Source organism: Shewanella avicenniae, from assembly GCF_017354945.1.
In the GTDB taxonomy this organism is placed as follows: domain Bacteria; phylum Pseudomonadota; class Gammaproteobacteria; order Enterobacterales; family Shewanellaceae; genus Shewanella; species Shewanella avicenniae.
Genome location: NZ_CP071503.1, coordinates 3,045,558 through 3,069,382, shown reverse-complemented (window position 1 = coordinate 3,069,382; position 23,825 = coordinate 3,045,558). Strand labels below are relative to the sequence as shown.

Genomic DNA, 23,825 nt, shown 5'->3' with positions numbered 1-23,825 from the left:
CATGCCCGCAGATTGGAAACAAAGTGGCCTGCGTTGGTATTGGATAGTTGGTTTGGTGTTGTTGGCCGACCAACTGTCTAAGCTATGGATTTTGGCTAATTTCAAACTTAATGAATCAGTCGAGTTGCTGCCGTTTTTCTCGCTGACTTATCGTCAAAACACCGGTGCGGCGTTTAGCTTCCTGCATGATGCAGGAGGCTGGCAGCGTTGGTTGTTTGCACTGGTTGCCGTCGGTTTTAGTGTGGTCTTAACTGTGTGGTTACGCCGTCAATCGTGGACTGAAAAGCTCAGTGCTGTGGCGTTTACCTTGGTCATAGGCGGCGCTATCGGCAATTTGGTCGATCGTATGTTGCATGGCTTCGTGGTGGACTTTTTACATTTCTACTATCAAAGCTATCACTATCCCGCGTTTAATATTGCCGATTCGGCGATTTGTGTCGGTGCGGTGCTGATTATCTTTGAAGGTTTTTTCACCAAAAAGCAGCAAGAGGGTAAAGCCAATGGCTGAGCAAACTCGTTCATTACTTTGCCATATGGTCATTTTGCTATCAGATGGCTCTACGGCGGAAAATACCCGCAGTAGCAACAAACCGACCATTTTGAACATCGGTGATAACAGCTTAAGCCCTGCATTTGAACGTGCGCTGGTGGGCTTGGTTGTGGGTGATAAAACCGAGTTTACGCTGGCCCCGGCCGATGCGTTTGGTGAACCTAATCCCGATGCGATTTATTACCTTGACCGTAGTAAGTTCCCTGCCGATATGAAGCTAGAAGCTGGTGTGATTGTTGGCTTTGCTGGCCCTGGTGGCAGCGAAATTCCTGGTATTGTGCGCGATGTGGCTGGTGATTCTGTTACCGTGGATATGAACCATCCACTAGCAGGGCAGACGCTGACATTCCAAATCGAAGTGATTGAGGAGCGCTAGAATGACCGCATTGAAACCTGCTGCAGGCGGACTCAATATTTTATTGGCCAATCCACGTGGCTTTTGTGCCGGTGTTGATCGTGCGATTAGCATTGTTGAGCGTGCGCTGGAGCTGTTCCAACCGCCGATTTATGTCCGTCATGAAGTGGTGCATAACCGCTATGTGGTGCAAAACCTCAAAGACCGCGGAGCGGTGTTTGTAGATGAGCTAGACGAAGTACCGGACGACAGCATCGTCATCTTTAGTGCCCATGGCGTGTCACAGGCCGTTCGCCAACAAGCGAAAGCGCGTGGTTTGAAAGTGTTTGATGCGACTTGCCCGTTGGTCACTAAAGTCCACCTGCAGGTAACTCGTGCCAGCCGCAAAGGTATTGAATGTATTTTGATTGGTCACGAAGGTCACCCAGAAGTAGAAGGCACTATGGGGCAGTACGACAACCCTGAAGGTGGTGTTTACTTGGTGGAGTCAGTGGAAGACGTGGCTAAGATGCAGGTGAAAAACCCTGACAATCTATGCTTCGTTACCCAAACGACGCTGTCAGTGGATGACACTCAAGATATCATTGCTGCGTTGCAAGCCCGTTTTCCAAGCGTTGAAGGGCCGCGTAAAGATGATATCTGTTACGCCACTCAAAACCGCCAAGACGCGGTGAGAAAGCTGGCGTCTGACGTCGATATGCTGATTGTGGTGGGTTCAAAGAATAGCTCTAACTCCAATCGTTTGCGTGAGTTGGCTGAAAAGTCAGGTACTCGCGCTTATCTGCTTGATACAGCTGAAGATCTCGATTGTCAGTGGTTCGAAGGCGTGAGTAAGGTGGCTGTTACTGCAGGGGCATCGGCGCCTGAAGTGTTAGTGCAACAGGTGATTGATGCGCTTGTGAGGATTGCGCCTGGCGTGGTGACGGAAGTGGCCGGTAGAGAAGAAGATACCGTGTTTGCTGTGCCTGCTGAGTTGCGTTAAGCACCGTTTCTTCGCAGTAGAATTTAATAACAAAAAGCCCCGGAATTCGGGGCTTTTCTACAGGAGGTTAAATCAGCAGACTATCCAAGTCTAAGTCAAAATTACTGTCGATTTCCCTCAACTCTTTCAGTAGACGATGTTTCTCTTTTAAAGCTTCAATTTCACGCCATTTACGTTTTTTATTTGAGCCTCGAGAGCGTCCAGCACTTTCGGTGTTTTCTTCCAGCGCACTACCATAACCTAAACGATCCATGGCAACCTCCTGTTGTTGTATGTTTTCTAGCTTTAAATAGCATAGATATTAAACAGGGTGCAAGATAAATGTTTCGCTGTTGTTAACGACATATTTCGTTTTAATGAAAATCTTCTTTACCACTAAAGAGATACAAAAAAGCCGACATTTCTGTCGGCTTTTGACTATCGCAACTCTGTGAAATCGATCAAATATGACCCTTTCTAAAGGTATTAATCAGACCATTGCTGGAGGCATCCAGCGCTTCACAATCAGCTTCGGCGGCTAAGCGAGCCAACACGTCATTGCCCAAGGTTTTACCGAGCTCAACACCCCATTGGTCGAAGGAGTTGATATCCCAGATAGTGCCTTGTACCAAGGTACGGTGCTCATACAATGCAATCAGCGCGCCCAAGGTTTTAGGTGTCAGCTTGTCCATCAAGATGGTGTTACTTGGCTTATTGCCCACCATCTCTTTGTGCTTAGCAATCACCACTTTTTCCGCGTCAGACAGCTTGCTATCTTTCAGCTCTGCCAAAGCTTCATCAAAGGTGCGACCTTGCATTAGCGCCTGCGTTTGACCAAAGCAGTTAGAAGCTAACTGAATGTGGTGCTCACCCAATGGATTATGGCTTTGCAGCGGCATGATGAAGTCAGCAGGGATCAGTGCAGTACCTTGGTGTAACAACTGATGATAAGCGTGCTGCCCGTTAGTACCTTCACCACCCCAAATCACAGGTCCGGTGCTGTAATCGACCGCTGAGCCATCCATCTTGGCTGACTTGCCGTTACTTTCCATATCAAGCTGTTGGAAGTAGGCGGGCAGACCACGCAAGTAGTGGTCATAGGTCAGCACCACATGAGATTGCGCGTTGAAGAAGTTGTTGTACCACAGTGACAGCATGCCCATGATCACTGGCATGTTTTCTTTAAACGGCGCACTAGCAAAATGCTGATCCATTTCACGGGCACCGGCCAGCAATTCGCGGAAGTTATCCATGCCAACCAGCAGCGCAATAGGCAACCCAATCGCAGACCAGAGTGAGTAACGGCCACCAACCCAATCCCACATTGGGAAGATGTTGGTTTCGTCGATACCGAAATCGGTCGCTTTGGCCACGTTCGAGGTGATGGCGGCAAAGTGCTTCGCCACATCTTGCTGAGTCCCACCATTGGCCAAGAACCACGCTTTAGCGCTTAAGGTGTTGGTCAGGGTTTCCTGAGTACCAAAGGATTTTGATGAAGTCAGGAATAGGGTGGTTTCAGGATTTACTTTCTTCAGCTTTTCGGCAATAGAAGTGGCATCTACGTTGGCTACGTAATGGCATTTCACCGCACCGTTCCAATAGGGGCGCAGTGCTTCAGAGGCGATTTTTGGTCCCAAGAATGAGCCGCCAATCCCGATGGACACGACATCAGTGATCGCTTTACCTGTATAACCTAACCAACGGCCTTGATGGATATCAGCAACAAATTGCTCCATCTTGGCGAGGGTGGCTTGTACTTCAGGCACCACATTGACGCCATCCACTCGAATATCGGCATCGGCCGCTGCACGCAATGCTGTATGCAGTACCGCGCGCTTCTCGGTGGTGTTGATTATGTCACCGCTAAACATCGCAGTGATTTTTTGTTTTAATCCAGCTTCCTGTGCCAACGCCAACAGCTGTTGCTGAACCTCTTCGGTTAGTCGGTTTTTGGAATAGTCTAAAAACAGGCCGCATTGCTTTAACGACATCCGTTCAAAACGCTTTGGATTATCAGCGAACAGGGTACGCATATGCGGCAGATTGCCACTTAACTGTGACAACGCCTGCCATGCAGGAAATTGTGTCAGCTTAGTCATCATTCTGTCCTATAAAATTAAGCCAGTTTTGCGGTCAGCATGGCTTCAAGTTTGCCTTGGTCGATCGCAAAGTTACGAATGCCTTCAGCCAGTTTTTCTACCGCCATCGCATCTTCGTTGAACTCCCAACGGAACTCAGCTTCAGTCAATGGTGCTGGCGCCGCAACGACTTCAGTTGTTGGGGTCAGTTTGGCTTCAATTACGGTATCGGCGTTTGCCAGTTCTTCCAGCAGGTTAGGGCCAATTGTTAAACGGTCACAGCCTGCCAATTCGATGATTTCGCCAGTGTTACGGAAGCTCGCGCCCATTACTACAGTGTGATAACCGTGTTTTTTGTAGTAGTTGTAGATGCTGGTGACTGACACGACACCTGGATCTTCACTTGCAGTGTAATCTTGGCCAGTGCTCTTTTTGTACCAGTCCAAAATACGGCCCACAAACGGTGAAATCAGGTAAACGCCAGCTTCAGCACAGGCGCGTGCTTGGGCGAAACTAAACAGCAGGGTCAGGTTACAGTTGATACCTTCTGCTTCCAGCTCTTTCGCGGCGCAGATACCTTCCCAAGTTGATGCCAGTTTGATCAGAATGCGTGATTTATCAATGCCGGCATCCGCATACAGTTTGATCAGCTTTTTCGCTTTAGCAATTGAGGCTTCTTTGTCGAATGACAAACGTGCATCTACTTCAGTAGAGATGCGGCCAGGAACGATTTTCAGAATTTCCAAACCGATGTTTACCGCCAGTTTGTCGCCTGCATCTTCCAGTTGTTGTGCACTGTCTTTACTTTGTGACTTTGCCCAAGCCACAGCGTCATCAATCAAACCCGCGTATTCAGGGATCTGCGCCGCCTTTAAAATCAATGACGGGTTGGTGGTTGCGTCTTCTGGTTGATAGCGTTTGATCGCTTCGATATCACCGGTATCGGCAACGATAGTAGTTACAGATTTTAATTGCGCTAGGGTGTTGGCCATGGATAACTTCCTTTCAAGTAGGCTGTCATTAATGCAGTTTTTCAGACTGGCTATTAGACGCCAATTTGTATTACTTTTTCAATTCGTCGATGAAAAAAAGTTTCAATTGTGGCGTATTTCGACCAGAAATCTGCATTTTTATCTGTTGATATGCTGAAAATCAGTGTACTGATTTTGCACAATGAATACTAATCGCGTGTGACAAAAAATAAAAAAGCCGCAGATGACTGCGGCTTTTGGCAAGTTCTCGCTTATTTCAACAAAGGTTGTTTTTCTTTGAAGCTCATGTTGCCTTCAATGCGGCGGTTAGCTGCGTTGGCTTCGGCGCTATCGCCTTGCATGATAGGTTGGTTTTCGCCATAACCTTTAGCGGTGACGCGGCTGGCAGCAATGCCATATTTATCAACCAGAATTTTAGCAACGGCATCGGCACGTTTTTGTGATAACCACAGGTTGTATGAGGCTTTACCTGGCAGTGATGCATGGCCAGCAATCTCGATATCCGCTTGTGGGTATTTATTGAGGAAGTTGGCGGCTTTCTCAATTTCGCCGTAAGAATCTGCTTTCACGACTGATGAGTTGTTATCAAACTGCGCCGCAATGGTCAGTTTTTCCAGCTTATCAACATAGATGCTGCAACCGTTTGCATCGACTTTATGCGTTGCTGGGGTATTTGCGCATTGGTCTTGGCTATCGACAACGCCGTCGTTATCAGAGTCAACCGGAGCGACAACAACGGGTACCACTGCCACGGTTTCATTTACTGGTGCTGCTTTAGGTGCATCGCCAAAACGATAGCTCACAGTTAAGCCCCAGTAGTTAGCATCCATATCAAGGTTGGCAAAACGGGTTTCGTCGATATCTTCATAGCGACGATATTTTGCTGAAATGCGAACGTTTTCATTCACATCGTAACCGACACCTACACCATAGTATGGCGCAACGCTTTGGTGATTGTACTCAGCCGCACCGTGATTTACGCGGTTGCTGTTATTGAATACATAGCCACCCAACTCAGCGTTCAGGCTCCAGTTGTATTTCAGTGGCCAAGTACCGACAACACCCAAGGTGCCGCCTTTGACGCTGATATCGTTGTGGTTGTTAGCGTAATCTACCCAGTCAGCATGACCTAAATTACGGTAACCAATTTCAACGGCAAGATATTCGTTAAATGAGTAGCCTGAGAAGAATTCCCAAGCAAATGGATCGTCTTTACCACAAGTGGCCATTTTGCTGGCTTCGCAGTTAGGACCATAGTTAGTTTGACCTGCACCAATCCCTACGTACCAAGGAGAAAGTGCTTGGTCATCGGCATAGGCTGCGGCAGGAAGTGCTGCCATCAGCAGCAGGTAAGAAAGTTTAAGTTTCATCATCAATTCTCCAAATCCTTGAAAAGAGGGTGCTCGACTGACAGCGAGTTATCTAGTTATCGCCCCCATGGGATATCCTAGGTTCAGTTGCTAGCGCGCTATATTATTAGCACGTGCAAGCTGAATTCTACTTGAATCACATTTATCTTTCTTATTGTTAACTAGGTATGGTTAAAGATCGTCGGTTATGCAAATAAAATGGGGCGCTATTGTAAATAGCGCCCCATTGGCAGAGATTTCGACTAGCTAGAATCGCTTAGCGTTTCCATTCCCAGTTTTCGATATATTCTGGGTCTACACCGTTAGCTTTGATGTAATTTTTGTGGTCTACCAAACGTTGCAACATATCGGTGGTAATGCGTGAGTGAGTGGTTTCATCAATCACACCTTGTTGGAACAGTTTGTAGGCCATGTCGATAACCAAGTGGTAACGAGAAGTACCGTTACGTACGCCCATATCAAATGGCGTTGTGGTTGAACCTTCCTCTTCGTAACCCTTGATGCGGAAACGGCTCGCACCTTTATAGTCAAACACCAGTTTCTTGATAGTGTTTGGATAGCCGTGATAGTTGAATACCACACCTTTATCTGGGGTGAAGATATCGTCCAGCAACCAAGGTTTAGCGGCAAATTCTAAGCTACCTAAGCCGTTAGCGTTCAGCTCAGTAACACTGACGAAGCGGACTTTCACACGTGGCAGTTGCTCACGAACCAGTACTAATGCTGCCATGGCTTCTTGGGTGGCGTAGTCACCACAACCTGCCAGAACTACATCTGGATTTTCGTCAGAGGCGAAGTCCCAAATCATCACGCCGTCTTCAGCTTGTTTGCGGGCTTCTTCTAGGCTCAACCATTGTGGCAGTTCTTTCTTACCAGCCACCAAAATGTTCAGCTTGTCGCGGCCAGCAAAGGCTTTCTCGGTGTATACCAACGTAGAGTTGGCGTCTGCAGGCAGGTAAGCCGATACGATTTCAGCGTGTTTCTCGAGCATCGCACCCAAGAATGATGGGTTTTGGTGTGAGTAACCGTTGTGATCTTGGCGTTCCAACAGTGAAGACAATACCACGTTGCAGGCTGGCACTGGCTTACGGAAGTGGATGCCTTGGCTGGCGTGCACATATTTACAGTATTGGTCAGCCATTGACGCGATAACTTGTGAGAATGACTCATAAGTTGGGAACATACCGTGACGACCCGTCACAGTGTAGCCATGCATCATACCGAACAGCAGGTTTTCAGACAGCAGTTCCAGTACGCGACCGTCACGGCTCATGTCTTCATCCCAGCTTTCGATAGGCCATTGCCATGCGCGGTCAGTGGCTTCGAACACAGCTTGCAGCTGGTTAGAGTAAGTTTCGTCAGGGCTGAAGATTCGGATGTTGCGTTCTGCTTGGTTCAGTTTGAACGCTTCACGCATCCATTCACCCATCTTGTTCATTGAGTAGCCGCGAGTACCGCGTTTTACGCTTGGACCGTAGGCTAATTCGTTCAGATCTGGGTTCTTAACTGCTTTAACAACTTCACCACCGTAGCTCATACGTTGTTGACCACAAGTCAGCTCTGCTGGTGGGATCAGGGTTTGAATCTCTTCGTCGAAGATCAGCTCGCCCTTGTCATTCATTACATACAGTTCGTGGAACTTGTAGCTGTCTAACCAATCGTTTAGTGCAGTCAGGTGACGTTCGTCAGTGGCACACTTGTTGACGATAACTTGGTGAGAATCGCAGTTACCTTCCAGTTTCTTGCCATCAAATTCTGGTACGCCAGTCCAACCTTTGGCGGTTTTCATCAGAATAACCGGCCAACGAGGCTTACATACGTCTTCACCGCTGCGAGCAAGGCGTTGAATGTCAGTGATCATTGCATAGGCTTTATCCATTGCATTGGCCATCTGAACGTAAACGTCTTCAGGGTAAGTGCTATCCACATAGATTGGGTAGTAACCCAGACCAGTAAACTCAGCTTCCAGCTCTTCACGGTCCATACGACCCATACGAGTTGGGCCAGAGATTTTATAACCGTTGATATGCACGATTGGCAGAATCGCACCGTTGTTCTGTGGAGAAACCAAACGGTTAGCATACCAAGAGGCAGCCAGAGGACCTGTTTCAGATTCACCGTCACCCACCAGTACAGTAGCGATCAGATCTGGGTTATCCAGTACTGCACCCCATGCAACAGACAGTGAATAACCTAATTCACCACCTTCGAGGATTTGTCCTGGCGCTTCTGGGTTAGCGTGTGATGGGTAACCGTAAGCTGCTGAGAACTTGCGGCAGATATCAGAAATACCATCTTCGTTATATGGAATGGTTTCTGGGTAGTAGTGACTCAGAGAACCTTCCACAAACAAGTTCGCTTGAACTGCCGGGAAACCGTGGCCAGGACCTACCAAATACAGGAACGGACGGTTATGTTTGGTAATCAGGCGGTTAACGTTGGCATAAACGAAGTTAATACCTGGACAAGTACCCCAGTGACCCAGCAAACGCGGCTTGATATCGCCATGCTGCAGTGGACGTTTGAAAAGCACATTGTTTTTCAGGTAGATTTGTGAAGTCGCCAAAAAGTTTGTGGCCCGTACATACTTTTTCAGCGCAGCGATTTCTTGCTGTTGGGTCATAAGATGCCTCACTTGAGCAAATACCAGTTAATTTGTATGACATAACTATATTTGTAGTTAAATTACAAAAATGTGGTCGAAATCAGGTTTCTGAAAGTTATTTTGGTGTGAAAAGGGCCGATTTTGGTAATAAAATTAAAAAATATACTTATAAAACAAAATGATGTTTCTGTGTTTGGTAAAATTCCATTTGTAGTATAAATAACTATATTGTGATCTTGGTCACTTGTTAAAAACTGCAAAAAAATAACCGCTAATCGCAAAAACAGTCTGTGGCGCTCGAAATGGTAAGATACTTTCAAAAATATCGCTGCAGATTTTAACAAATGAAGTAGGAGCTAATGTCGCTAAAAGTGAGTTAGCGGGGTTAGATAAGGTCTTTTATGATTGAAACGGTTGTCACTTTTCTTAACTCCCTGTTATGGGGAAAATTATTGGTCTACGCCCTTGTGGGTGTCGGCATTTACTTCACGATTAGTCTGCTTTTTATTCAATTTACCCACTTAAAACATTCGGCCAAAGTGATGATTAGCAGTCGTCAGGCGGATGATGCGGGCTTGTCATCGTTTCAAGTGTTTTGTACCAGTTTGGCGGCGCGTGTCGGCGCCGGCAATATGGCTGGTGTTGCTGTCGCGATTGGCGCTGCAGGACCGGGTGCAGTGTTCTGGATGTGGTTGATTGCAATGCTCGGCATGGCCACCGCCATGGTCGAATCTACATTGGCGCAAGTCTATAAAGTTAAAGATAGCGAAGGGCAATATCGTGGCGGTCCCGCCTATTACATGGAAAAAGGACTCGGGCAACGCTGGATGGGTGTGTTGTTCTCGATTTTTTTGATCATCTCATTTGGACTGGTATTCAACGCTGTGCAAGCCAACACCATTGCTGGTGCGGTAAACAAAGTCTTTGATATTTCGCCTAATGTGGTAGGTATTTTGCTGGTGGTATTCAGTGCGCTGGTGATTAGCGGCGGCTTGCGCAAAGTAGCGAAAGTCTCTGAATATGTTGTGCCGGTGATGGCGATTGTCTATATCGGCATGGCGCTCGTTATCGTGCTGATGAACCTAGAGCGGTTACCTCAGGTGTTTAGCTTGGTGATCAAAAGTGCCTTCGGATGGCAAGAAGCGGCTGCGGGTGGTGTGGCTTATACCATTGCCCAAGCGATGCAGTCGGGGATTGCGCGCGGCTTGTTTTCTAATGAAGCCGGCATGGGCAGTGCTGCCAACGTCGCCGCAAGTGCTGCGCCCAATCCACCGCATCCTGCGTCACAAGGTTTTGTACAGATGGCCGGTGTGTTTGTTGATACCTTGGTGATCTGTACCGCGACTGCCGCCATTATTCTGTTGTCTGATGATTGGGGCAGCAGCAGTGATGGCATTGCCATGACCATTTCGGCGTTAGAGTTTCACGTTGGTGGCTGGGGTGGCTGGTTTGTTGCTGGTGCTATTTTACTGTTTTGTTTTACCTCGATTATTGCCAACTATTCTTACGCAGAAACCAACGTCGTGTTCCTGCTAGGCAACCGCAAAAAAGTGATTTTGCTGTTCCGATTGGTGGTATTGGCAATGGTGATGTTTGGCTCGCTTGCCAAAATCTCATTGGTGTGGGACTTAGCGGATCTCTCGATGGGCTTTATGGCGTTAGTGAATATCATCGCCCTGGTGTTGTTGTCAGGCGTCGCCTTTAAAGTGATAGCTGACTATCGTGATCAACTTTCAGCAGGCGTCACGCCAACGTTTGATAAAAGCCGTTTCCCCGAGTTGAACCAACAGATTGATAACGAAGTGTGGAATCCTGCGACTGCAGAGGTTGCGGAGCCACGCAGTTGATTCAGCTTTTCGGTTAGCTTTATCGAAAAAACCACGCCTAGCCAGCGTGGTTTTTTACTGTTGATGCCGTATCATAACTGCAAGTTAATGGTTAAAGGTTTGCTCATGTTAATTCTTATTTCGCCTGCAAAAACATTGGATTTTGAATCCCCCGCACCAGTGGCTGAATACAGCCTGCCGATGTTTTTAGACCATAGCCAAGCATTGATTGAAGTGTGCCGTGATTTGTCGCCAGCACAGATTGCGTCCTTGATGAGCGTCAGCGATAAGATTGCTGGGTTGAATGCTGCGCGCTTTGCTTCATGGCAGCAACCGTTCACACTGGCAAATGCCAAGCAAGCACTGTTCGCCTTCAAGGGCGATGTCTATACCGGACTCGATGCGGAATCGCTGCCTAGCGAGGTGATTTTACGGGCGCAAAAGCGGTTGCGGATGTTGTCAGGGTTGTATGGCTTACTTAAACCACTCGATTTAATGCAGCCTTACCGGCTTGAGATGGGCACTGCGTTAGAAACGCCTAAGGGCAAGAATTTATACGAGTTTTGGGGCGATGAAATTACCGAAGCCGTGAATAATGCCCTGCCAATGGATGAGCCGCCGTTGATTGTGAATTTGGCCTCAAACGAATATTTCAAAGCGGTCAAAACCAAACAGCTGCAAGCTAATTTGATGTCGCCAGTGTTTAAAGATTGCAAAAACGGTCAATATAAAATCATCAGTTTTTACGCCAAAAAAGCCCGCGGCATGATGGCAAGGTGGATTTTAGAAAACGATATCACCGACGCAGCGCAGCTAAAGGGGTTTGATGTGGCGGGTTATTATTATTCGCCTGAGCAGTCGACCGATAAAGCGCCGGTCTTTTTACGAGAAGAGCAGCTTTAACGCTTTTGGTCATCGCTCGCGAGCAGTTTCATTGATACATAAAAAGGTCAGGCAATGCCTGACCTTTCTGTTTACCGCAGTTCAGCAGTTTATCGCAGTTCAACAATTTGATCTGCTTGCGTAATTGGCAGCACTGCTCGGCCATTAATCTGCATAACTGCACCGTGGATTTCTAATTGCTTACCCATAAAGTAACGTGCAGGGTTCACAATGCCGCGCTCTGTTAATTGTGCCAGTGCGCTTGCAGTTAAACTAATACGCAGATTATCAGCGTGGCTGGCATCTGCTTCACTGTCGAGATGCAGCGCACCTTCAGTTTGCATCGCATATTGGCTGTTTTTGACTGTCATCATCACCTCAAGATTGGCTTCTCCTGGGTGCTGACTGGCTTGACGGCTGGTGAGTCGTTGCCAAGCTTTGGCATCGATACAACAACTGAGCAGAAACATCACGGCAATCGCAATTTGAGCTGACATACAAATTCCTTTCTGTGGGCGGGTACATGAAGCACTTTCGAATTATGGTAACTGTCATTTTTGGCAGTTTTTTCATCATTCGTCTAGCGCTTTATGGTACGGCGTTCCAAAAAGGTGAGCGATGCATAACTCTCAGCAAATTAAGCAAAAAAGACTATAAGCCAGCAAACGTTTGCTGCTCTTTCAACGGACTATTTGCCAGAAACGATTCCAGCTCGCCGGGCGCAAATTGCAACACTTCAACAGCGTTAGCGGTAGTGCTTTCGGCAAACTGAATGTTGCGTATACCCAACTTATGCAAGTCTTGCGCGCAGTAACTCCACACCCCATGCTGCAGCCGTTGCTGTTTAAATTTACTGATCTCTCCGAGGATGGTGATCTCTTCTCGCACGCCGATGCGGCTGAAAAATTGATGCTCAGCCACACGCCACTCCGCCAGTGTTAGGTGGTGATTGTCATCATAACCGGGGATGAGAAAGTTATACCAATGGCGGTCAGTATCCGGTTGCCAAGCGCCGCCGTACCAGCCTAATTGGGCGTTGGCGCCTACACGGGTTTTGGCTGCGGCTGTCACAATATAATTGGCACAGGCTCCCAAGCAGCGTTGCTTAACTTCGACTTCGAGATGCTGGCGATAGACCCAATCGCCCAACAACATGCCGCCGACGGCATCGCCGCCATCGCTATCGATAACCAGTCGCTTGATTTCGGGGTATTGTCGCGCGAGCGCTAACGCATGTTTGGCGTTGCGTACCGAGGTTTCACCTGAATAGCTAAGTGTGGTGGCATCGCTACTGAGGGAGATATTTGCTTGCGGCAAAAAATGTTCCGTACAGCTGCAGCCTGCTAAAAAGAGTAGTGCGAATGACAGCGTTAGCTTGGTCATAATGCCTCCCACCGCCTATGGTATCGTTCATGAAAAGGAGAGGTAAACAAACAGCTAGAAAGTAGCGCTATGGCAGTGGTTCTACCAGTGTTGTTCATCGTTTTATAGAACTGCAACACATAATTTAGCTGTTCGTGATCAAAGCTTTTTTGTTAAATCCGGTCAAAATCAGTAGTTCACTGCAATCGATGATACTAATCGAAAAATCGTGTTGAACATCCTGCAGTTGATAGTGTTAGTCTGATAGGCAGTTACAGATGAGTTGCCTTTCTCAAGCATTTCGCTTGCTTACACCCAATATTTCATCGCTTTTAGAATCAAATTGTTGCTGGTTTTGCACCGCTCTAACGCACTGCATTGGCATGGAGGCAGCGTTAGTCGATGAAGGAGAGTTTTCCCATGATAGGTCCGATACTGAATAGTGTAGGGATTATTGCTGGTTCAATTATTGGTGCGGCGCTTGCCAAATATATTCCCAAGCGGTTGCAGACCGGATTACCGCCCACCTTTGCCTTGGCGTCTATTTTGATTGGGGTGAATATGATCGTCAAAGGCCAGCACCTGCCGGTGGTGATCTTGTCTCTGATATTCGGCACCGCAATCGGTGAGCTGTTTTATTTAGAACGTTCGATCTCCAGAGGTGCCACCCTGCTGCAAAGCAAACTTGACCGTTTTATCCCGCTGCCCCGAGGGCTCACTCAAGAGGAGTTCTCTAAACAATTCGCTTCATTGCTGGTGGTATTTGGTGCCAGTGGCTTAGGTGTTATCGGTTCGATGACTGAAGGCATGAACGGTGACTATCAGCTACTGCTGGTCAAAGCCATCATGGATTTTCTTACCGCGTGTATCTTTGCGATTGGCCTTGGCGCGGGGATTAGTTTTACCGTAATCGCCCAGTTGGTGGTGCAAGTGGCGCTATTTTACCTGGCCAAGCCCATTATGCCGTATATGGATGCCGCGGCCTTTGGTGATTTCTCAGCCGTTGGTGGCATCATCATGGTGGCGGTGGGGTTACGTATCGCGCAGATTATGAATTTTGCCGTGGTTAACTTTCTTCCCGCGCTATTTTTAGTGTTACCGCTGACCTATCTCTGGCGCCATTTCTTTGGCTAAGCGGTTATAAAGGCAACACTTACGTGTGGCAATGGGCTTAGCTTTGTTGCCACTCTTCTCGTAGCAAACCAAAGCAGCACATATTGCGCCGCACCTGATTGACCACAAAGTATTGTCTGAGTGTGCCTTCGAGGGTGAACCCGAGTCGTTTGGCGACAGCAATACTGGCGTGGTTATTATCGTTGCAGCACAGGGCAATTTTATCCATTGCAGAAACGTCAAACAGATCGTCTATCAATAGTTGGCAAGCTTTGGTGATAATTCCTTGGCCATGCCATTGTTGCCCGAGCATATAGCCGATTTCTGCCCAGCGCGCTTGCGGATTGATTTCACGTACCAGCAGATAGCCCGCCATTTCCGTTCCATGCCATAAGCCATAAAACTGCGCTTCATTTTGCGCTTGCTTGGCGAGATTTGCCGTAAGCAATTGCTCTAATTGTCCCAGCGTATGGGTGCCGCTAACGAACGGAATGGTATCTTGGTAGATAGCGCGATTTTGCTCGATATGCTGCCAAAAAGCTGCGCTATCTGCCATTGCTAACGGCTTTAGTGTTAGCGGACCAATCATCAAACCTGTTGCTAATGCCATTTTCTTATCCTGAGTTGTGCCATTGTTTTACGGTGCTTGCAGGATGGTTATACGCGATTGCGGATAATTGGCAAAGTGGATTCTGTAGCCAAGTTAGCCGCTGTTTTCAACGGAGATGAAGCACGACAAGATGCAATTAAATCAGTGTCAGATTGACGAGGTTCCAACCGCCAACCACGGCCAAACTAAAACTGAGTACGCAGCCCAGTGGCAACAGCAGTTTTTTAGCGATAATGAAGGTGCGATCAAAACCAAACACATTGACCCACAGGCGAGCTTTCGGGCTACGTTGTAAGTAACAATGCAGTTGCTGGGTATCGGTTAAATGGCCGATATTTCTGCTCAGCAAATAGCCTCCAGCAAGGAGACAAAGCAGCGAGATAAAGTAACTATCCATACTGAAAATTGTTTTTATGGGTTGTTGATGGACCACTGCCATCGCCTAAATATTCAGCGGTCTGAAAAAAGAAGCGCACACCTTAGGTGAATTGCCGCGGATGACCAAGCAAAAACATCTTAATTTGTGATGTGTTTAATAAAACATTGAGCGCTAATAAATTGATAATATATTGATTTATATTGCTAATGTGTTTTTATCTCAGGAACCACTTGGGGGCAGTACAATTTACCTGCTGTTTTCTGTTGGATTTCTTCAACGCTCACCCCGGGTGCTCGCTCTAGCAGGTGAAACGCGCCGTCTTTGATTTCCAGCAAGGCCAAATCAGTCAGCACCCGCTGAATACAACGAAATCCGGTCAGCGGTAGTTGGCATTTTGGCAGTAATTTGGAGTTACCCGCTTTATCGGCATGCATCATGGTGACGATGATATTATGCGCACCGGCAACGAGATCCATCGCGCCGCCCATGCCTTTGACCAATTTGCCGGGGATCATCCAAGAGGCAATTGAACCTTCAACGTCCACTTCAAATGCGCCCAAGACTGTGAGATCTACATGGCCGCCGCGGATCATCGCAAAGCTTTCAGCGCTGGAAAAAAACGCGGCACCGTCCACCGCAGTCACTGTTTGTTTACCGGCGTTGATGAGATCGGGATCCAATTCGGCTTCAGTGGGAAACTCGCCCATGCCGAGCAGGCCATTTTCCGATTGCAGCATCACTTCCATTCCCGCAGGAATATAGTTGGCCACCAAGGTTGGAATGCCGATACCGAGATTCACATAGTCGCCGTCGCGTAGCTCTTGCGCCACACGCATCGCCATCTGTTCGCGAGTTAATGCCATGACAAACTCCTCACTCTTTTTCAGTTCAATTTGGGTTAGCGTTGACCTGCTTAACGGTGCGTTTTTCGATGCGCTTTTCAAACTGACCCACAATTACCCGGTCGACATAAATTCCCGGCGTATGGATCTGATTTGGATCGAGCTCACCCGGGGCGACGATTTGCTCCACTTCCGCCACGGTGATTCTGCCTGCGGTGGCCATCACCGGATTAAAATTGGCCGTGGTATTGCGGTAGATAAGATTGCCCATGGTATCGGCTTTCCACGCTTTAATCAGGGCGAAGTCCGCATGCAGCGCTGGCTCTAACACATAATGGCGACCATTAAATTCGCGAGTTTCTTTACCATCAGCGATGGGGGTGCCGTAGCCAGTCGCGGTGTAAAACGCCGGAATTCCAGCGCCGCCAGCACGAATTTTTTCCGCCAGTGAGCCTTGCGGTGTCAGAATTACCTCAAGTTCACCGCTCAGCATCTGCTGCTCAAACAAGGCGTTTTCACCGACATAGGAAGCGATCATGGTGCGGATCTGTTTGTGCTGCAGTAACAGCCCCAGCCCGAAATCATCGACGCCAGCGTTGTTGGAAATAGCCGTTAAGCCGCTCACTTTCATCCGCACCATTTCCGCGATTAAGCCTTCTGGAATACCACACAGACCAAAACCGCCGACCATAATGGTCATCCCGTCGGTGAGCCCCAGGAGCGCCTCTTGATAGCTATTAACGACTTTGTTTAACCCGCCCATATCGTCTCCTCAGAATCAAGATTGCAGCGCTTGGCCGACTTTGCTGCTGGTAACTTTGCCCAACTGCTGACAGATTTGCTGACCGAACTTCGCTAACTGTGGCAGATCTACGCCGGTTTCAATCCCCATGCCTTCAAGCATGTACACCAGATCTTCGGTGGCTAGGTTGCCTGACGCGCCTTTGGCGTAAGGGCAGCCGCCCAGCCCTGCCACAGAGGCGTCGATGGTGTGAATACCACTGTCGAGACAGGCCACAATATTGGCCAACGCTTGGCCGTAGGTATCGTGAAAATGCAGCGCGAGTTGAGATGGGCTAACGCGTTGACTCACCGCATCAACCATGCTGCGTGCTGCCCGTGGCGTGCCAACGCCAATGGTGTCGCCAAGGGAAACCTCATATGCGCCCATCTCAATCAAGGCATGAGTAACGGCCGCGACTTGGGCGGTATTTATGGTGCCTTCGTAAGGGCAACCTAACACGCAAGACACATAGGCTCTAACGCGCAGCTTGGCCGCTTTGGCTGCAGTAAACACAGGTTCAAACCGTTGTAATGATTCATTGATCGAGCAGTTGATATTACGTTGGCAGAAACTTTCGGACGCAGCAGTGAACAGCGCAATTTCTCTGATGTGGGCGGCGAGAGCTTGTTCCAGCCCTTTGATGTTGGGCACTAGTGCTGAATAACGAACGTCGGCTCGCTGCTCAATCTGTTGGCAAACGGCGGCGGAATCGGCCATCTGCGGCACCCATTTGTGAGACACAAAACTGCCGACCTCAATGCGGTTTAAGCCACAATTAGCGAGGCCGTTGATCAGTTGTACCTTAGCCGCTGTTGGCAGTAAGGCTTCATTTTGTAAGCCATCACGTGGGCCAACTTCATAGATACTGATGCTGGAGGGGTACATTAGTCAGCCTCCGTAATATTCGTGTCGGCGTCAGTATCAGAATAAGTATCAGCATCAGCATCTTCAGCCGAAAAATGCAGCAGTAAATCGCCCTCGCTAACTAACGCGCCAGCTGTAAAACAAAAGGCGCTAACCGAGCCTGCGGTTGGTGCGTTGAGCTGATATTCCATCTTCATCGCTTCCATCACCAGCAGCCCTTGGCCTGCTTTTACGGCTTCACCGGGGGCGACTAGCTGAGTCACAATGGTGCCATTCATCGGCGCGCAAAAACTGTGTTGTGCGCTGTTGTCTTGTTGAATCGTTGGTGCGGCGGTTTGGAATTCAACGGTTTGGCCTTGATGGCAAAGATAGAGCCGTGTTTGCTGCCAAAACAGATGACAACTTAATACCTCGCCGTTGAGCATCGCATACAGTTGACCCGTTGCTGCGTTGAATTCACCACTAACCAGAAAGCGTTTATTGCCGAGCTCAAGCTGGTAAGCGTCAGCAGTAGCTTGCTGAAGCGTTATCCAGCTTGGCGCTGTTTGATCGCCAGCTGGTTCCCACTCTTCTGCCGCTAAATATTGTTGCCATGTGGCTGCAGCGTTTAACCTGAACCCCGCCAGTGTTTGCGGCAATGTTTGTTGCTGTTGATTGCGTAGCAGACAGCCAATAGCCGCCAGTGCGACAATCTTGTCATCTACCGCAGGGGCAAGCAGTTCGGCTTGATGTTGCTCAATGAAATGGGTGCTAAAGTGAGTACCCGCAAACTCGCTATGTGCCGCCAGCCGCCGCAAAAAATCGATATTGTGTTTAACACCCGCGATGACATATTGCTGCAATGCCAGCACTAAGCTGCTAAGCGCTTGTTGACGATCGGGCTGGTGGACGATCAATTTGGCAATCATAGGATCGTAATACGGGGTGATTATATCGCCCGCTTGCACGCCAGAATCGATGCGGATGGTTGCTGATGGCTGAGGTGGTTGCAGCTCATACAGCTTGCCTGATGCAGGTAAAAACTGATGCAGTGGATCTTCGGCGTAGATCCGCGCTTCAAATGCATGACCGGTAATAGTCACTTCAGTTTGTGTTAGCGGTAACGGTTGCCCCATGGCAATCTGCAGTTGCCACGCTACCAAATCAACGCCGGTCACCATCTCGGTGACGGGATGCTCCACCTGCAATCGGGTGTTCATCTCCATAAAATAAAATTGTTGTTGCGCATCGAGCAGAAACTCAATGGTACCTGCGCCGACATAATCAATCGCTTGCGCGGCTGCGACTGCCGCTTGCCCCATCGCTTGGCGGGTGGCATCGGTTAGGTTGGGGGCGGGCGCTTCTTCAATCACTTTTTGGTGACGTCGCTGTAATGAACAGTCGCGATCGCCAAGGTAAATGCACTGGCCATGCTGGTCGGCAAAAACCTGCACTTCAATATGCCGCGGTTGCTGAATATATTTTTCCAGCAGCATACTGTCATCGCCAAAGGCGGCTTTGGCTTCACGTTTGGCCGCTTCCAGTTGCGCCATAAATTGCGCTTCTTGCTCAACAATACGCATCCCTTTGCCGCCACCGCCAAATGCCGCTTTGATCAACAGTGGAAAGCCGATAGTGCTGGCCTGCGCCATCAACGCGGTTGGTGTTTGCTCACTTCCGTGATAGCCGGGTATCAGCGGCACACCCGCTTGCTGCATAATAGTTTTGGCGGCACTTTTACTGCCCATGGCTGCAATGGCACTGGCCGGTGGGCCAACAAAGATAATGCCTACCGCGTTGCATGCATTGGCGAAGGCTGCATTTTCTGACAGAAATCCATAGCCAGGATGAATCGCATCAGCACCGCATTGCTGAGCGATTTCGATAATCCGCTCGACATTGAGATAGGCGGCCACAGGCGTGGCGCCTTCCACCAGAAAAGCACTATCGGCCAGCGTGACATGGCGGGCGTGGCTATCCACTTCTGAAAAAATTGCGACGGCACGAATTCCCAGTTTGTGGCAGGTTTGAATAATTCGGCAGGCAATTTCGCCCCGATTAGCAATCAACAGGCTGTTGATGCGACGCTCAGTCATGCTTGCCTCCCGAGAGTGGTGCGTGAGTGTTGGCTGACACTTGCCAACTGGCAGCGCGTTTTTCAAAAAAGGCACTCATGCCCTCATGAGCTTCGCTGCTGCTGCGGGCATCGGCAATGGCGCGGGCGGTAAGGATGCGTAGCGAGTCATCAAAACTTTTGTCATTCACTTTGGCGAGTAACGATTTACATTGTCGCTGTGCTTCTGGGCTGCCTTGTAAAATGGCATCGATGAGCTTAGCGGCGCTGTGGTCGAGTTCGGAGGCTAATTGATGCACTAAACCGAGCTGCAAGGCGGTAAAAGCATCGATGACTTCAGCGCTCAGCGCATAACGTCGGAGTTGGCGCATGCCGATGCTGCGATTGACATAAGGGGATATGACAGCGGGGATGAGTCCAAGTTTGACTTCACTTAAACAAAAACGCGCAGACTCAGCGGCTAAGACTATGTCGCAGCAACAAATCAGTCCCAGCGCGCCGCCATAAGCTGCACCTTGTACCAATGCGATGGTCGGCTTGGGAAATTCATCCAGCACCTGCATCAGTTTGGCCAGTCGTGCCGCATCTTCCACATTAGCGTCGTAGTCCATTTGAGCTTGGCGCTGCATCCAACCGAGATCTGCACCGGCACTAAAGTGTTTGCCTGCACCTTGCAGCAACAAGACGCGGCAATCACGTAAGGTGGCTAAGTGCTCCAGCGCATCGATAAGATCGCTAATCAGCTGTTCATCAAGCGCATTAGCACTTTGCGAGCGATTGAGGGTTAGACGGCAGATCCCGCGGGTGTCGGTTTCCATCAGTAAGGCTTGCATGTTCCCTCCTAAATTCTGAATACGCCAAACTGGGTCGGTTCAATTGGGGCATTAGCCACAGCCGTTAATGCTAACCCCAGTACATCGCGGGTTTGTGCTGGGTCGATAATGCCATCGTCCCAAAGTCGCGCACTGGCGTAATACGGATCGCCTTCTTGCTCATATTTATCGATGATGGGCTGTTTAAATGTGCTTTCATCAGCAGCTGACCAAGCAACACCTTTGCGCTGTAAACCATCGCGCTTCACTGTCGCCAACACATTGGCGGCTTGCTCGCCGCCCATCACCGAGATACGGGCGTTCGGCCAACTCCACATCATGGTTGGGTCATAGGCGCGACCACACATACCGTAGTTTCCTGCGCCATAACTGCCGCCGATGATCACGGTAAATTTCGGCACGTTGGCGCAGGCCACCGCCATCACCATTTTGGCACCGTGTTTCGCAATGCCTTGTTGCTCATATTTTTTTCCGACCATAAAGCCGGTAATGTTTTGAAGGAAAATCAATGGAATATTGCGTTGGCAACAAAGCTCAATAAAGTGGGTGCCTTTTTGGGCTGACTCTGAAAACAGAATGCCGTTATTGGCGATAATGCCGACAGCATGGCCATGCAATTTGCCAAAACCGCACACCAAGCTGGTGCCAAAATTGGCTTTGAATTCATCAAAATCTGAGTCGTCCAGCAAACGGGCGATGACCTGTAATACATCAACTGGCTTTTTAAGATCGGTACCGACAATGCCATAGAGTTCATCGGCGCTATAGCGAGGTGGCAAGGCTGCTCGAGGTCGTTCAACGGCAGCGTGATTAAGTCGGCTCACGGCATTTCGTGCTAACTGCAACGCATGGGCATCATCTTGCGCAAGATGGTCGGCTACACCCGATAAACGGGTGTGTACATCACCGCCGCCGAGTTCTTCAGCCGAGACTTCTTCTCCGGTTGCGGCCTTCACAAGTGGTGGTCCGGCAAGAAAAATTGTCCCCTGATTGGCGACAATGATCGACTCATCGGCCATCGCAGGTACGTATGCGCCACCCGCCGTGCACAGTCCCATAACCACCGCGATTTGGGCGATGCCTTTGGCGGACATGCGTGCTTGATTAAAGAAAATGCGGCCAAAATGATCGCGGTCGGGGAACACATCTGCTTGCAGAGGAAGGTAAGCACCACCAGAATCGACCAGATAGATGCAGGGCAGCTGGCAGCGTTCGGCAATGGCTTGTGCACGCAGATGCTTTTTTACTGTCAGCGGGTAATAACTGCCGCCTTTCACAGTGGGGTCGTTGGCGATAATCATGCAGTCCACACCACTGACGCGGCCAATTCCGGCGATGACTCCAGCCGCTGGCACGGCTTCGTCATAGACCTGATGCGCGGCAAATTGGCCGATTTCTAAAAACGGGGAACCTGCATCGAGTAGTTTTGCTACCCGTTCGCGTGGTGCCAATTTGCCTTTGCTGCAATGGCGTGCCAATGCCTCAGCGCCACCGCCTTCGACAATGATCGCAGCCTGCCGTTGCAGCGTGTTGACTAACTGCTGCATTGCGGCAGCGCGTTGCTGGAACTCCTCAAGATTGGGATTGACTTGATTTGCAATCACACTCATTGGTTTCGTGCTCCCTCTGCTGCGTGGTTACTGACTTTCTTGAAACAGCTCGCGGCCAATCAGCATGCGGCGTATTTCTGAAGTCCCAGCACCAATCTCATACAGTTTTGCATCTCGTAACAGCCTGCCTGCTGGGTAGTCATTGATGTAGCCATTGCCGCCAAGCAGTTGGATGGTATCGAGCGCTGCTTTGGTGGCGACTTCTGCGCTGTAGAGAATGGCGCCCGCGGTATCTTTGCGGCTGACTTTGCCGTTATCACACGCCCGCGCCACGCTGTAAACGTAAGCCTTAGCCGTGTTCATTGCGGTATACATATCTGCCAGTTTGGCTTGTACTAGCTGAAATTCGCCGATGGCTTTACCAAACTGCTTGCGTTCGGCGGTGTAGGGATGGGCAAGATCGAGACAGGCGGAGATGATCCCAAGCGGGCCGCCAGCAAGTACCAGCCGCTCGTAATCGAGCCCGCTCATTAGCACTTTGACGCCTTGGTTCAGTTCCCCGAGCAAGTTGGCTTTAGGCACGCAGCAGTTGTTGAACACTAACTCACAAGTACTGGAACCGCGCATGCCCAGCTTATCGAGCTTTTGCGCGGTGGCGAATCCGGCAAAACTTCGTTCAACAATAAAAGCGCTGATCCCGTGGGCACCAAGCTCCGGCGCCGTTTTGGCATATACGATGAACACGTCAGCATCGGGGCCATTGGTAATCCACATCTTGCTGCCGTTTAGACAAAACACATCACCATCATCCGTGGCGTTTAGCGTCATTGACACCACGTCTGAGCCAGCATTGGGCTCACTCATGGCTAAGGCACCAATATGTTCGCCACTGATTAATTTAGGCAGGTAGTGCTGTTTCTGGCGGTGATTACCGTTGCGAAAGATTTGGTTAACACACAGGTTGGAGTGGGCGCCGTAAGATAACCCGACAGAGGCTGATGCTCTGGAGATTTCTTCCATTGCAATCACATGTGCAAGATAGCCCATGCCTGCGCCGCCGTATTCTTCGCTGACGGTAATGCCGAGCAAACCCAATTCGCCTAACCTAGGCCAGAGTTCTGCGGGGAAGCGATTTTGCTGATCAATCTCAGCAGCGATTGGTGCGATAACGTCTTGACTGAACTCGGACACCGCATCGCGTAACATATCGAGCTCTGCGGCAAAACCAAAATCTAGCGGCGTGTAACGTGTCGCCATGGGCATTCTCCATCACTGATATTGCCTTACATCAGCGCAGAGATGGCACGCTTAACTTGTGATATTACTTATCAGAAATATCTGCAAGTGCCTGACGACATTGGTTTTCTGCGGAAGATAATTCCATCAACACAATTTTGATGTCGTCCATCTGCTGTTGCAAGGCGGTTTTCTTATCCTCTATCAGCTTCAGCATAGTGTTCAATTGTGAAGTGCTGCCTTTTTCGGCATCGTACAACTCAAACAACGTGCGTGTCTCTGATAGAGAAAACCCCAGTCTTTTTCCTCGTAAAATCAACTTCAGACGGACGCGATCCTTCATGCTGTAAATGCGGGTTTGGCCACGGCGTTTTGGCTTAAGCAGTCCTTGATCCTCGTAAAAACGAATACTTCTTGTGGTGATATCAAATTCTTTTGATAAGTCACTGATTGAAAAAGAAGTAGATGGACTCGGCTTAATACTCATGTGCTACGGCTTCCTGCAAAAATTTACAACAACGCTGTCACGATATCCGAAGTTTACGTAAAGGTAAAGAAGACCTTGTCTAATTTTAGACAA

The 23,825-nt window shown here is 49.1% G+C and carries 23 protein-coding genes; 6 read left to right on the top strand and 17 right to left on the bottom strand.

From position 1 onward, the window contains the following. The first annotated feature begins 1 nt into the window (after position 1). The 3 genes from lspA to ispH are packed head-to-tail and all read left to right on the top strand — an operon-like array spanning position 2 to position 1,887. Positions 2–508: a signal peptidase II gene (gene lspA, locus JYB87_RS13645; RefSeq protein WP_207354021.1), complete on the top strand. Its 507-nt coding sequence runs from the start codon at positions 2–4 to the stop codon at positions 506–508. Continuing rightward, entirely contained in the window at positions 501–926 is a 426-nt protein-coding gene (fkpB, locus tag JYB87_RS13640; protein ID WP_207354020.1) for an FKBP-type peptidyl-prolyl cis-trans isomerase, read from the top strand. Before lspA ends, fkpB begins: the two co-directional genes overlap by 8 nt. 1 nt (position 927) lies before the next feature. After that, positions 928–1,887: a 4-hydroxy-3-methylbut-2-enyl diphosphate reductase gene (ispH, locus tag JYB87_RS13635; protein ID WP_207354019.1), complete on the top strand. Its 960-nt coding sequence runs from the start codon at positions 928–930 to the stop codon at positions 1,885–1,887. A 67-nt stretch (positions 1,888–1,954) separates the two neighbouring features. Here the strand turns inward: ispH and JYB87_RS13630 are convergent, their stop codons facing one another. The 5 genes from JYB87_RS13630 to JYB87_RS13610 all read right to left on the bottom strand — a co-directional run bounded on the left by JYB87_RS13630 (position 1,955) and on the right by JYB87_RS13610 (position 8,929). Next, complete coding sequence (locus tag JYB87_RS13630) at positions 1,955–2,140, bottom strand: DUF3545 family protein (protein ID WP_207354018.1); 186 nt, start codon at positions 2,138–2,140, stop codon at positions 1,955–1,957. Positions 2,141–2,327: 187 nt separating this feature from the next. Beyond that, positions 2,328–3,965 (bottom strand): glucose-6-phosphate isomerase, encoded by a 1,638-nt coding sequence (gene pgi, locus JYB87_RS13625; protein WP_207354017.1) that lies wholly within the window; start codon positions 3,963–3,965, stop codon positions 2,328–2,330. Between the two features lie 17 nt (positions 3,966–3,982). After that, the gene (tal, locus tag JYB87_RS13620; RefSeq protein ID WP_207354016.1) at positions 3,983–4,936 is read right to left on the bottom strand and encodes a transaldolase; all 954 of its coding nucleotides are present in this window, start codon (positions 4,934–4,936) and stop codon (positions 3,983–3,985) included. A 251-nt stretch (positions 4,937–5,187) separates the two neighbouring features. After that, complete coding sequence (locus JYB87_RS13615) at positions 5,188–6,309, bottom strand: OmpA family protein (RefSeq protein ID WP_207354015.1); 1,122 nt, start codon at positions 6,307–6,309, stop codon at positions 5,188–5,190. A 253-nt stretch (positions 6,310–6,562) separates the two neighbouring features. After that, positions 6,563–8,929, bottom strand: coding sequence for a phosphoketolase family protein (locus tag JYB87_RS13610; protein ID WP_207354014.1), 2,367 nt, complete (start codon positions 8,927–8,929; stop codon positions 6,563–6,565). A 383-nt stretch (positions 8,930–9,312) separates the two neighbouring features. On the opposite strand from JYB87_RS13610, the gene JYB87_RS13605 reads away from it, so the two are divergent. Together JYB87_RS13605 and yaaA are read left to right on the top strand one after the other, a co-directional pair. After that, positions 9,313–10,758, top strand: coding sequence for an alanine/glycine:cation symporter family protein (locus JYB87_RS13605; RefSeq protein ID WP_207354013.1), 1,446 nt, complete (start codon positions 9,313–9,315; stop codon positions 10,756–10,758). A 105-nt stretch (positions 10,759–10,863) separates the two neighbouring features. Beyond that, positions 10,864–11,640, top strand: coding sequence for a peroxide stress protein YaaA (gene yaaA, locus JYB87_RS13600; RefSeq protein ID WP_207354012.1), 777 nt, complete (start codon positions 10,864–10,866; stop codon positions 11,638–11,640). A gap of 89 nt (positions 11,641–11,729) precedes the next feature. Here yaaA and JYB87_RS13595 read toward each other — a convergent pair whose 3' ends face one another. Then, entirely contained in the window at positions 11,730–12,116 is a 387-nt protein-coding gene (locus JYB87_RS13595) for a hypothetical protein (protein WP_207354011.1), read from the bottom strand. A gap of 154 nt (positions 12,117–12,270) precedes the next feature. Then, positions 12,271–13,002, bottom strand: a complete 732-nt coding sequence (locus JYB87_RS13590) for a hypothetical protein (protein WP_207354010.1) — start codon at positions 13,000–13,002, stop codon at positions 12,271–12,273. A gap of 399 nt (positions 13,003–13,401) precedes the next feature. Between JYB87_RS13590 and JYB87_RS13585 the strand changes: the two genes are divergently transcribed. Next, a complete protein-coding gene (locus tag JYB87_RS13585; RefSeq protein WP_207354009.1) occupies positions 13,402–14,115 on the top strand; it encodes a DUF554 domain-containing protein in 714 nt (237 codons plus the stop codon). Positions 14,116–14,152: 37 nt separating this feature from the next. Here the strand turns inward: JYB87_RS13585 and JYB87_RS13580 are convergent, their stop codons facing one another. The 10 genes from JYB87_RS13580 to JYB87_RS13535 form a co-directional block, all read right to left on the bottom strand. Then, complete coding sequence (locus JYB87_RS13580; protein WP_207354008.1) at positions 14,153–14,704, bottom strand: GNAT family N-acetyltransferase; 552 nt, start codon at positions 14,702–14,704, stop codon at positions 14,153–14,155. A gap of 136 nt (positions 14,705–14,840) precedes the next feature. Further along, positions 14,841–15,053 carry a hypothetical protein gene (locus JYB87_RS13575; protein WP_207354007.1) on the bottom strand — a complete coding sequence of 71 codons (213 nt, stop codon included), beginning with the start codon at positions 15,051–15,053 and terminating at the stop codon, positions 14,841–14,843. 233 nt (positions 15,054–15,286) lie between these two features. Next, positions 15,287–15,946, bottom strand: a complete 660-nt coding sequence (locus JYB87_RS13570; protein ID WP_207354006.1) for a CoA transferase subunit B — start codon at positions 15,944–15,946, stop codon at positions 15,287–15,289. Positions 15,947–15,971: 25 nt separating this feature from the next. Next, on the bottom strand, positions 15,972–16,688 hold the full coding sequence (locus JYB87_RS13565; protein ID WP_207354005.1) for a CoA transferase subunit A: 717 nt from the start codon (positions 16,686–16,688) through the stop codon (positions 15,972–15,974). Between the two features lie 15 nt (positions 16,689–16,703). Beyond that, positions 16,704–17,594 carry a hydroxymethylglutaryl-CoA lyase gene (locus tag JYB87_RS13560; protein WP_207354004.1) on the bottom strand — a complete coding sequence of 297 codons (891 nt, stop codon included), beginning with the start codon at positions 17,592–17,594 and terminating at the stop codon, positions 16,704–16,706. Further along, a complete protein-coding gene (locus tag JYB87_RS13555) occupies positions 17,594–19,648 on the bottom strand; it encodes an acetyl/propionyl/methylcrotonyl-CoA carboxylase subunit alpha (RefSeq protein ID WP_207354003.1) in 2,055 nt (684 codons plus the stop codon). The genes JYB87_RS13560 and JYB87_RS13555 overlap by 1 nt, the downstream gene beginning before the upstream one ends. Then, positions 19,641–20,459 carry an enoyl-CoA hydratase-related protein gene (locus JYB87_RS13550; protein ID WP_207354002.1) on the bottom strand — a complete coding sequence of 273 codons (819 nt, stop codon included), beginning with the start codon at positions 20,457–20,459 and terminating at the stop codon, positions 19,641–19,643. Before JYB87_RS13550 ends, JYB87_RS13555 begins: the two co-directional genes overlap by 8 nt. Before the next feature lie 8 nt (positions 20,460–20,467). Beyond that, entirely contained in the window at positions 20,468–22,069 is a 1,602-nt protein-coding gene (locus JYB87_RS13545; RefSeq protein ID WP_207354001.1) for a carboxyl transferase domain-containing protein, read from the bottom strand. Between the two features lie 27 nt (positions 22,070–22,096). Then, positions 22,097–23,266: an isovaleryl-CoA dehydrogenase gene (locus JYB87_RS13540; RefSeq protein WP_207354000.1), complete on the bottom strand. Its 1,170-nt coding sequence runs from the start codon at positions 23,264–23,266 to the stop codon at positions 22,097–22,099. A 64-nt stretch (positions 23,267–23,330) separates the two neighbouring features. After that, positions 23,331–23,732 carry a MerR family transcriptional regulator gene (locus JYB87_RS13535; RefSeq protein WP_207353999.1) on the bottom strand — a complete coding sequence of 134 codons (402 nt, stop codon included), beginning with the start codon at positions 23,730–23,732 and terminating at the stop codon, positions 23,331–23,333. Positions 23,733–23,825 lie beyond the last annotated feature (93 nt).

Bases quoted from the DNA above. Each gene is read 5' to 3' on its own strand.
- lspA (WP_207354021.1), top strand. From the start codon at position 2: ATGCCCGCAGATTGGAAACAAAGTGGCCTGCGTTGGTATTGGATAGTT.
- fkpB (WP_207354020.1), top strand. From the start codon at position 501: ATGGCTGAGCAAACTCGTTCATTACTTTGCCATATGGTCATTTTGCTA.
- ispH (WP_207354019.1), top strand. From the start codon at position 928: ATGACCGCATTGAAACCTGCTGCAGGCGGACTCAATATTTTATTGGCC.
- JYB87_RS13630 (WP_207354018.1), bottom strand. From the start codon at position 2,140: ATGGATCGTTTAGGTTATGGTAGTGCGCTGGAAGAAAACACCGAAAGT.
- pgi (WP_207354017.1), bottom strand. From the start codon at position 3,965: ATGACTAAGCTGACACAATTTCCTGCATGGCAGGCGTTGTCACAGTTA.
- tal (WP_207354016.1), bottom strand. From the start codon at position 4,936: ATGGCCAACACCCTAGCGCAATTAAAATCTGTAACTACTATCGTTGCC.
- JYB87_RS13615 (WP_207354015.1), bottom strand. From the start codon at position 6,309: ATGATGAAACTTAAACTTTCTTACCTGCTGCTGATGGCAGCACTTCCT.
- JYB87_RS13610 (WP_207354014.1), bottom strand. From the start codon at position 8,929: ATGACCCAACAGCAAGAAATCGCTGCGCTGAAAAAGTATGTACGGGCC.
- JYB87_RS13605 (WP_207354013.1), top strand. From the start codon at position 9,313: ATGATTGAAACGGTTGTCACTTTTCTTAACTCCCTGTTATGGGGAAAA.
- yaaA (WP_207354012.1), top strand. From the start codon at position 10,864: ATGTTAATTCTTATTTCGCCTGCAAAAACATTGGATTTTGAATCCCCC.
- JYB87_RS13595 (WP_207354011.1), bottom strand. From the start codon at position 12,116: ATGTCAGCTCAAATTGCGATTGCCGTGATGTTTCTGCTCAGTTGTTGT.
- JYB87_RS13590 (WP_207354010.1), bottom strand. From the start codon at position 13,002: ATGACCAAGCTAACGCTGTCATTCGCACTACTCTTTTTAGCAGGCTGC.
- JYB87_RS13585 (WP_207354009.1), top strand. From the start codon at position 13,402: ATGATAGGTCCGATACTGAATAGTGTAGGGATTATTGCTGGTTCAATT.
- JYB87_RS13580 (WP_207354008.1), bottom strand. From the start codon at position 14,704: ATGGCATTAGCAACAGGTTTGATGATTGGTCCGCTAACACTAAAGCCG.
- JYB87_RS13570 (WP_207354006.1), bottom strand. From the start codon at position 15,946: ATGGCATTAACTCGCGAACAGATGGCGATGCGTGTGGCGCAAGAGCTA.
- JYB87_RS13565 (WP_207354005.1), bottom strand. From the start codon at position 16,688: ATGGGCGGGTTAAACAAAGTCGTTAATAGCTATCAAGAGGCGCTCCTG.
- JYB87_RS13560 (WP_207354004.1), bottom strand. From the start codon at position 17,594: ATGTACCCCTCCAGCATCAGTATCTATGAAGTTGGCCCACGTGATGGC.
- JYB87_RS13555 (WP_207354003.1), bottom strand. From the start codon at position 19,648: ATGACTGAGCGTCGCATCAACAGCCTGTTGATTGCTAATCGGGGCGAA.
- JYB87_RS13550 (WP_207354002.1), bottom strand. From the start codon at position 20,459: ATGCAAGCCTTACTGATGGAAACCGACACCCGCGGGATCTGCCGTCTA.
- JYB87_RS13545 (WP_207354001.1), bottom strand. From the start codon at position 22,069: ATGAGTGTGATTGCAAATCAAGTCAATCCCAATCTTGAGGAGTTCCAG.
- JYB87_RS13540 (WP_207354000.1), bottom strand. From the start codon at position 23,266: ATGGCGACACGTTACACGCCGCTAGATTTTGGTTTTGCCGCAGAGCTC.
- JYB87_RS13535 (WP_207353999.1), bottom strand. From the start codon at position 23,732: ATGAGTATTAAGCCGAGTCCATCTACTTCTTTTTCAATCAGTGACTTA.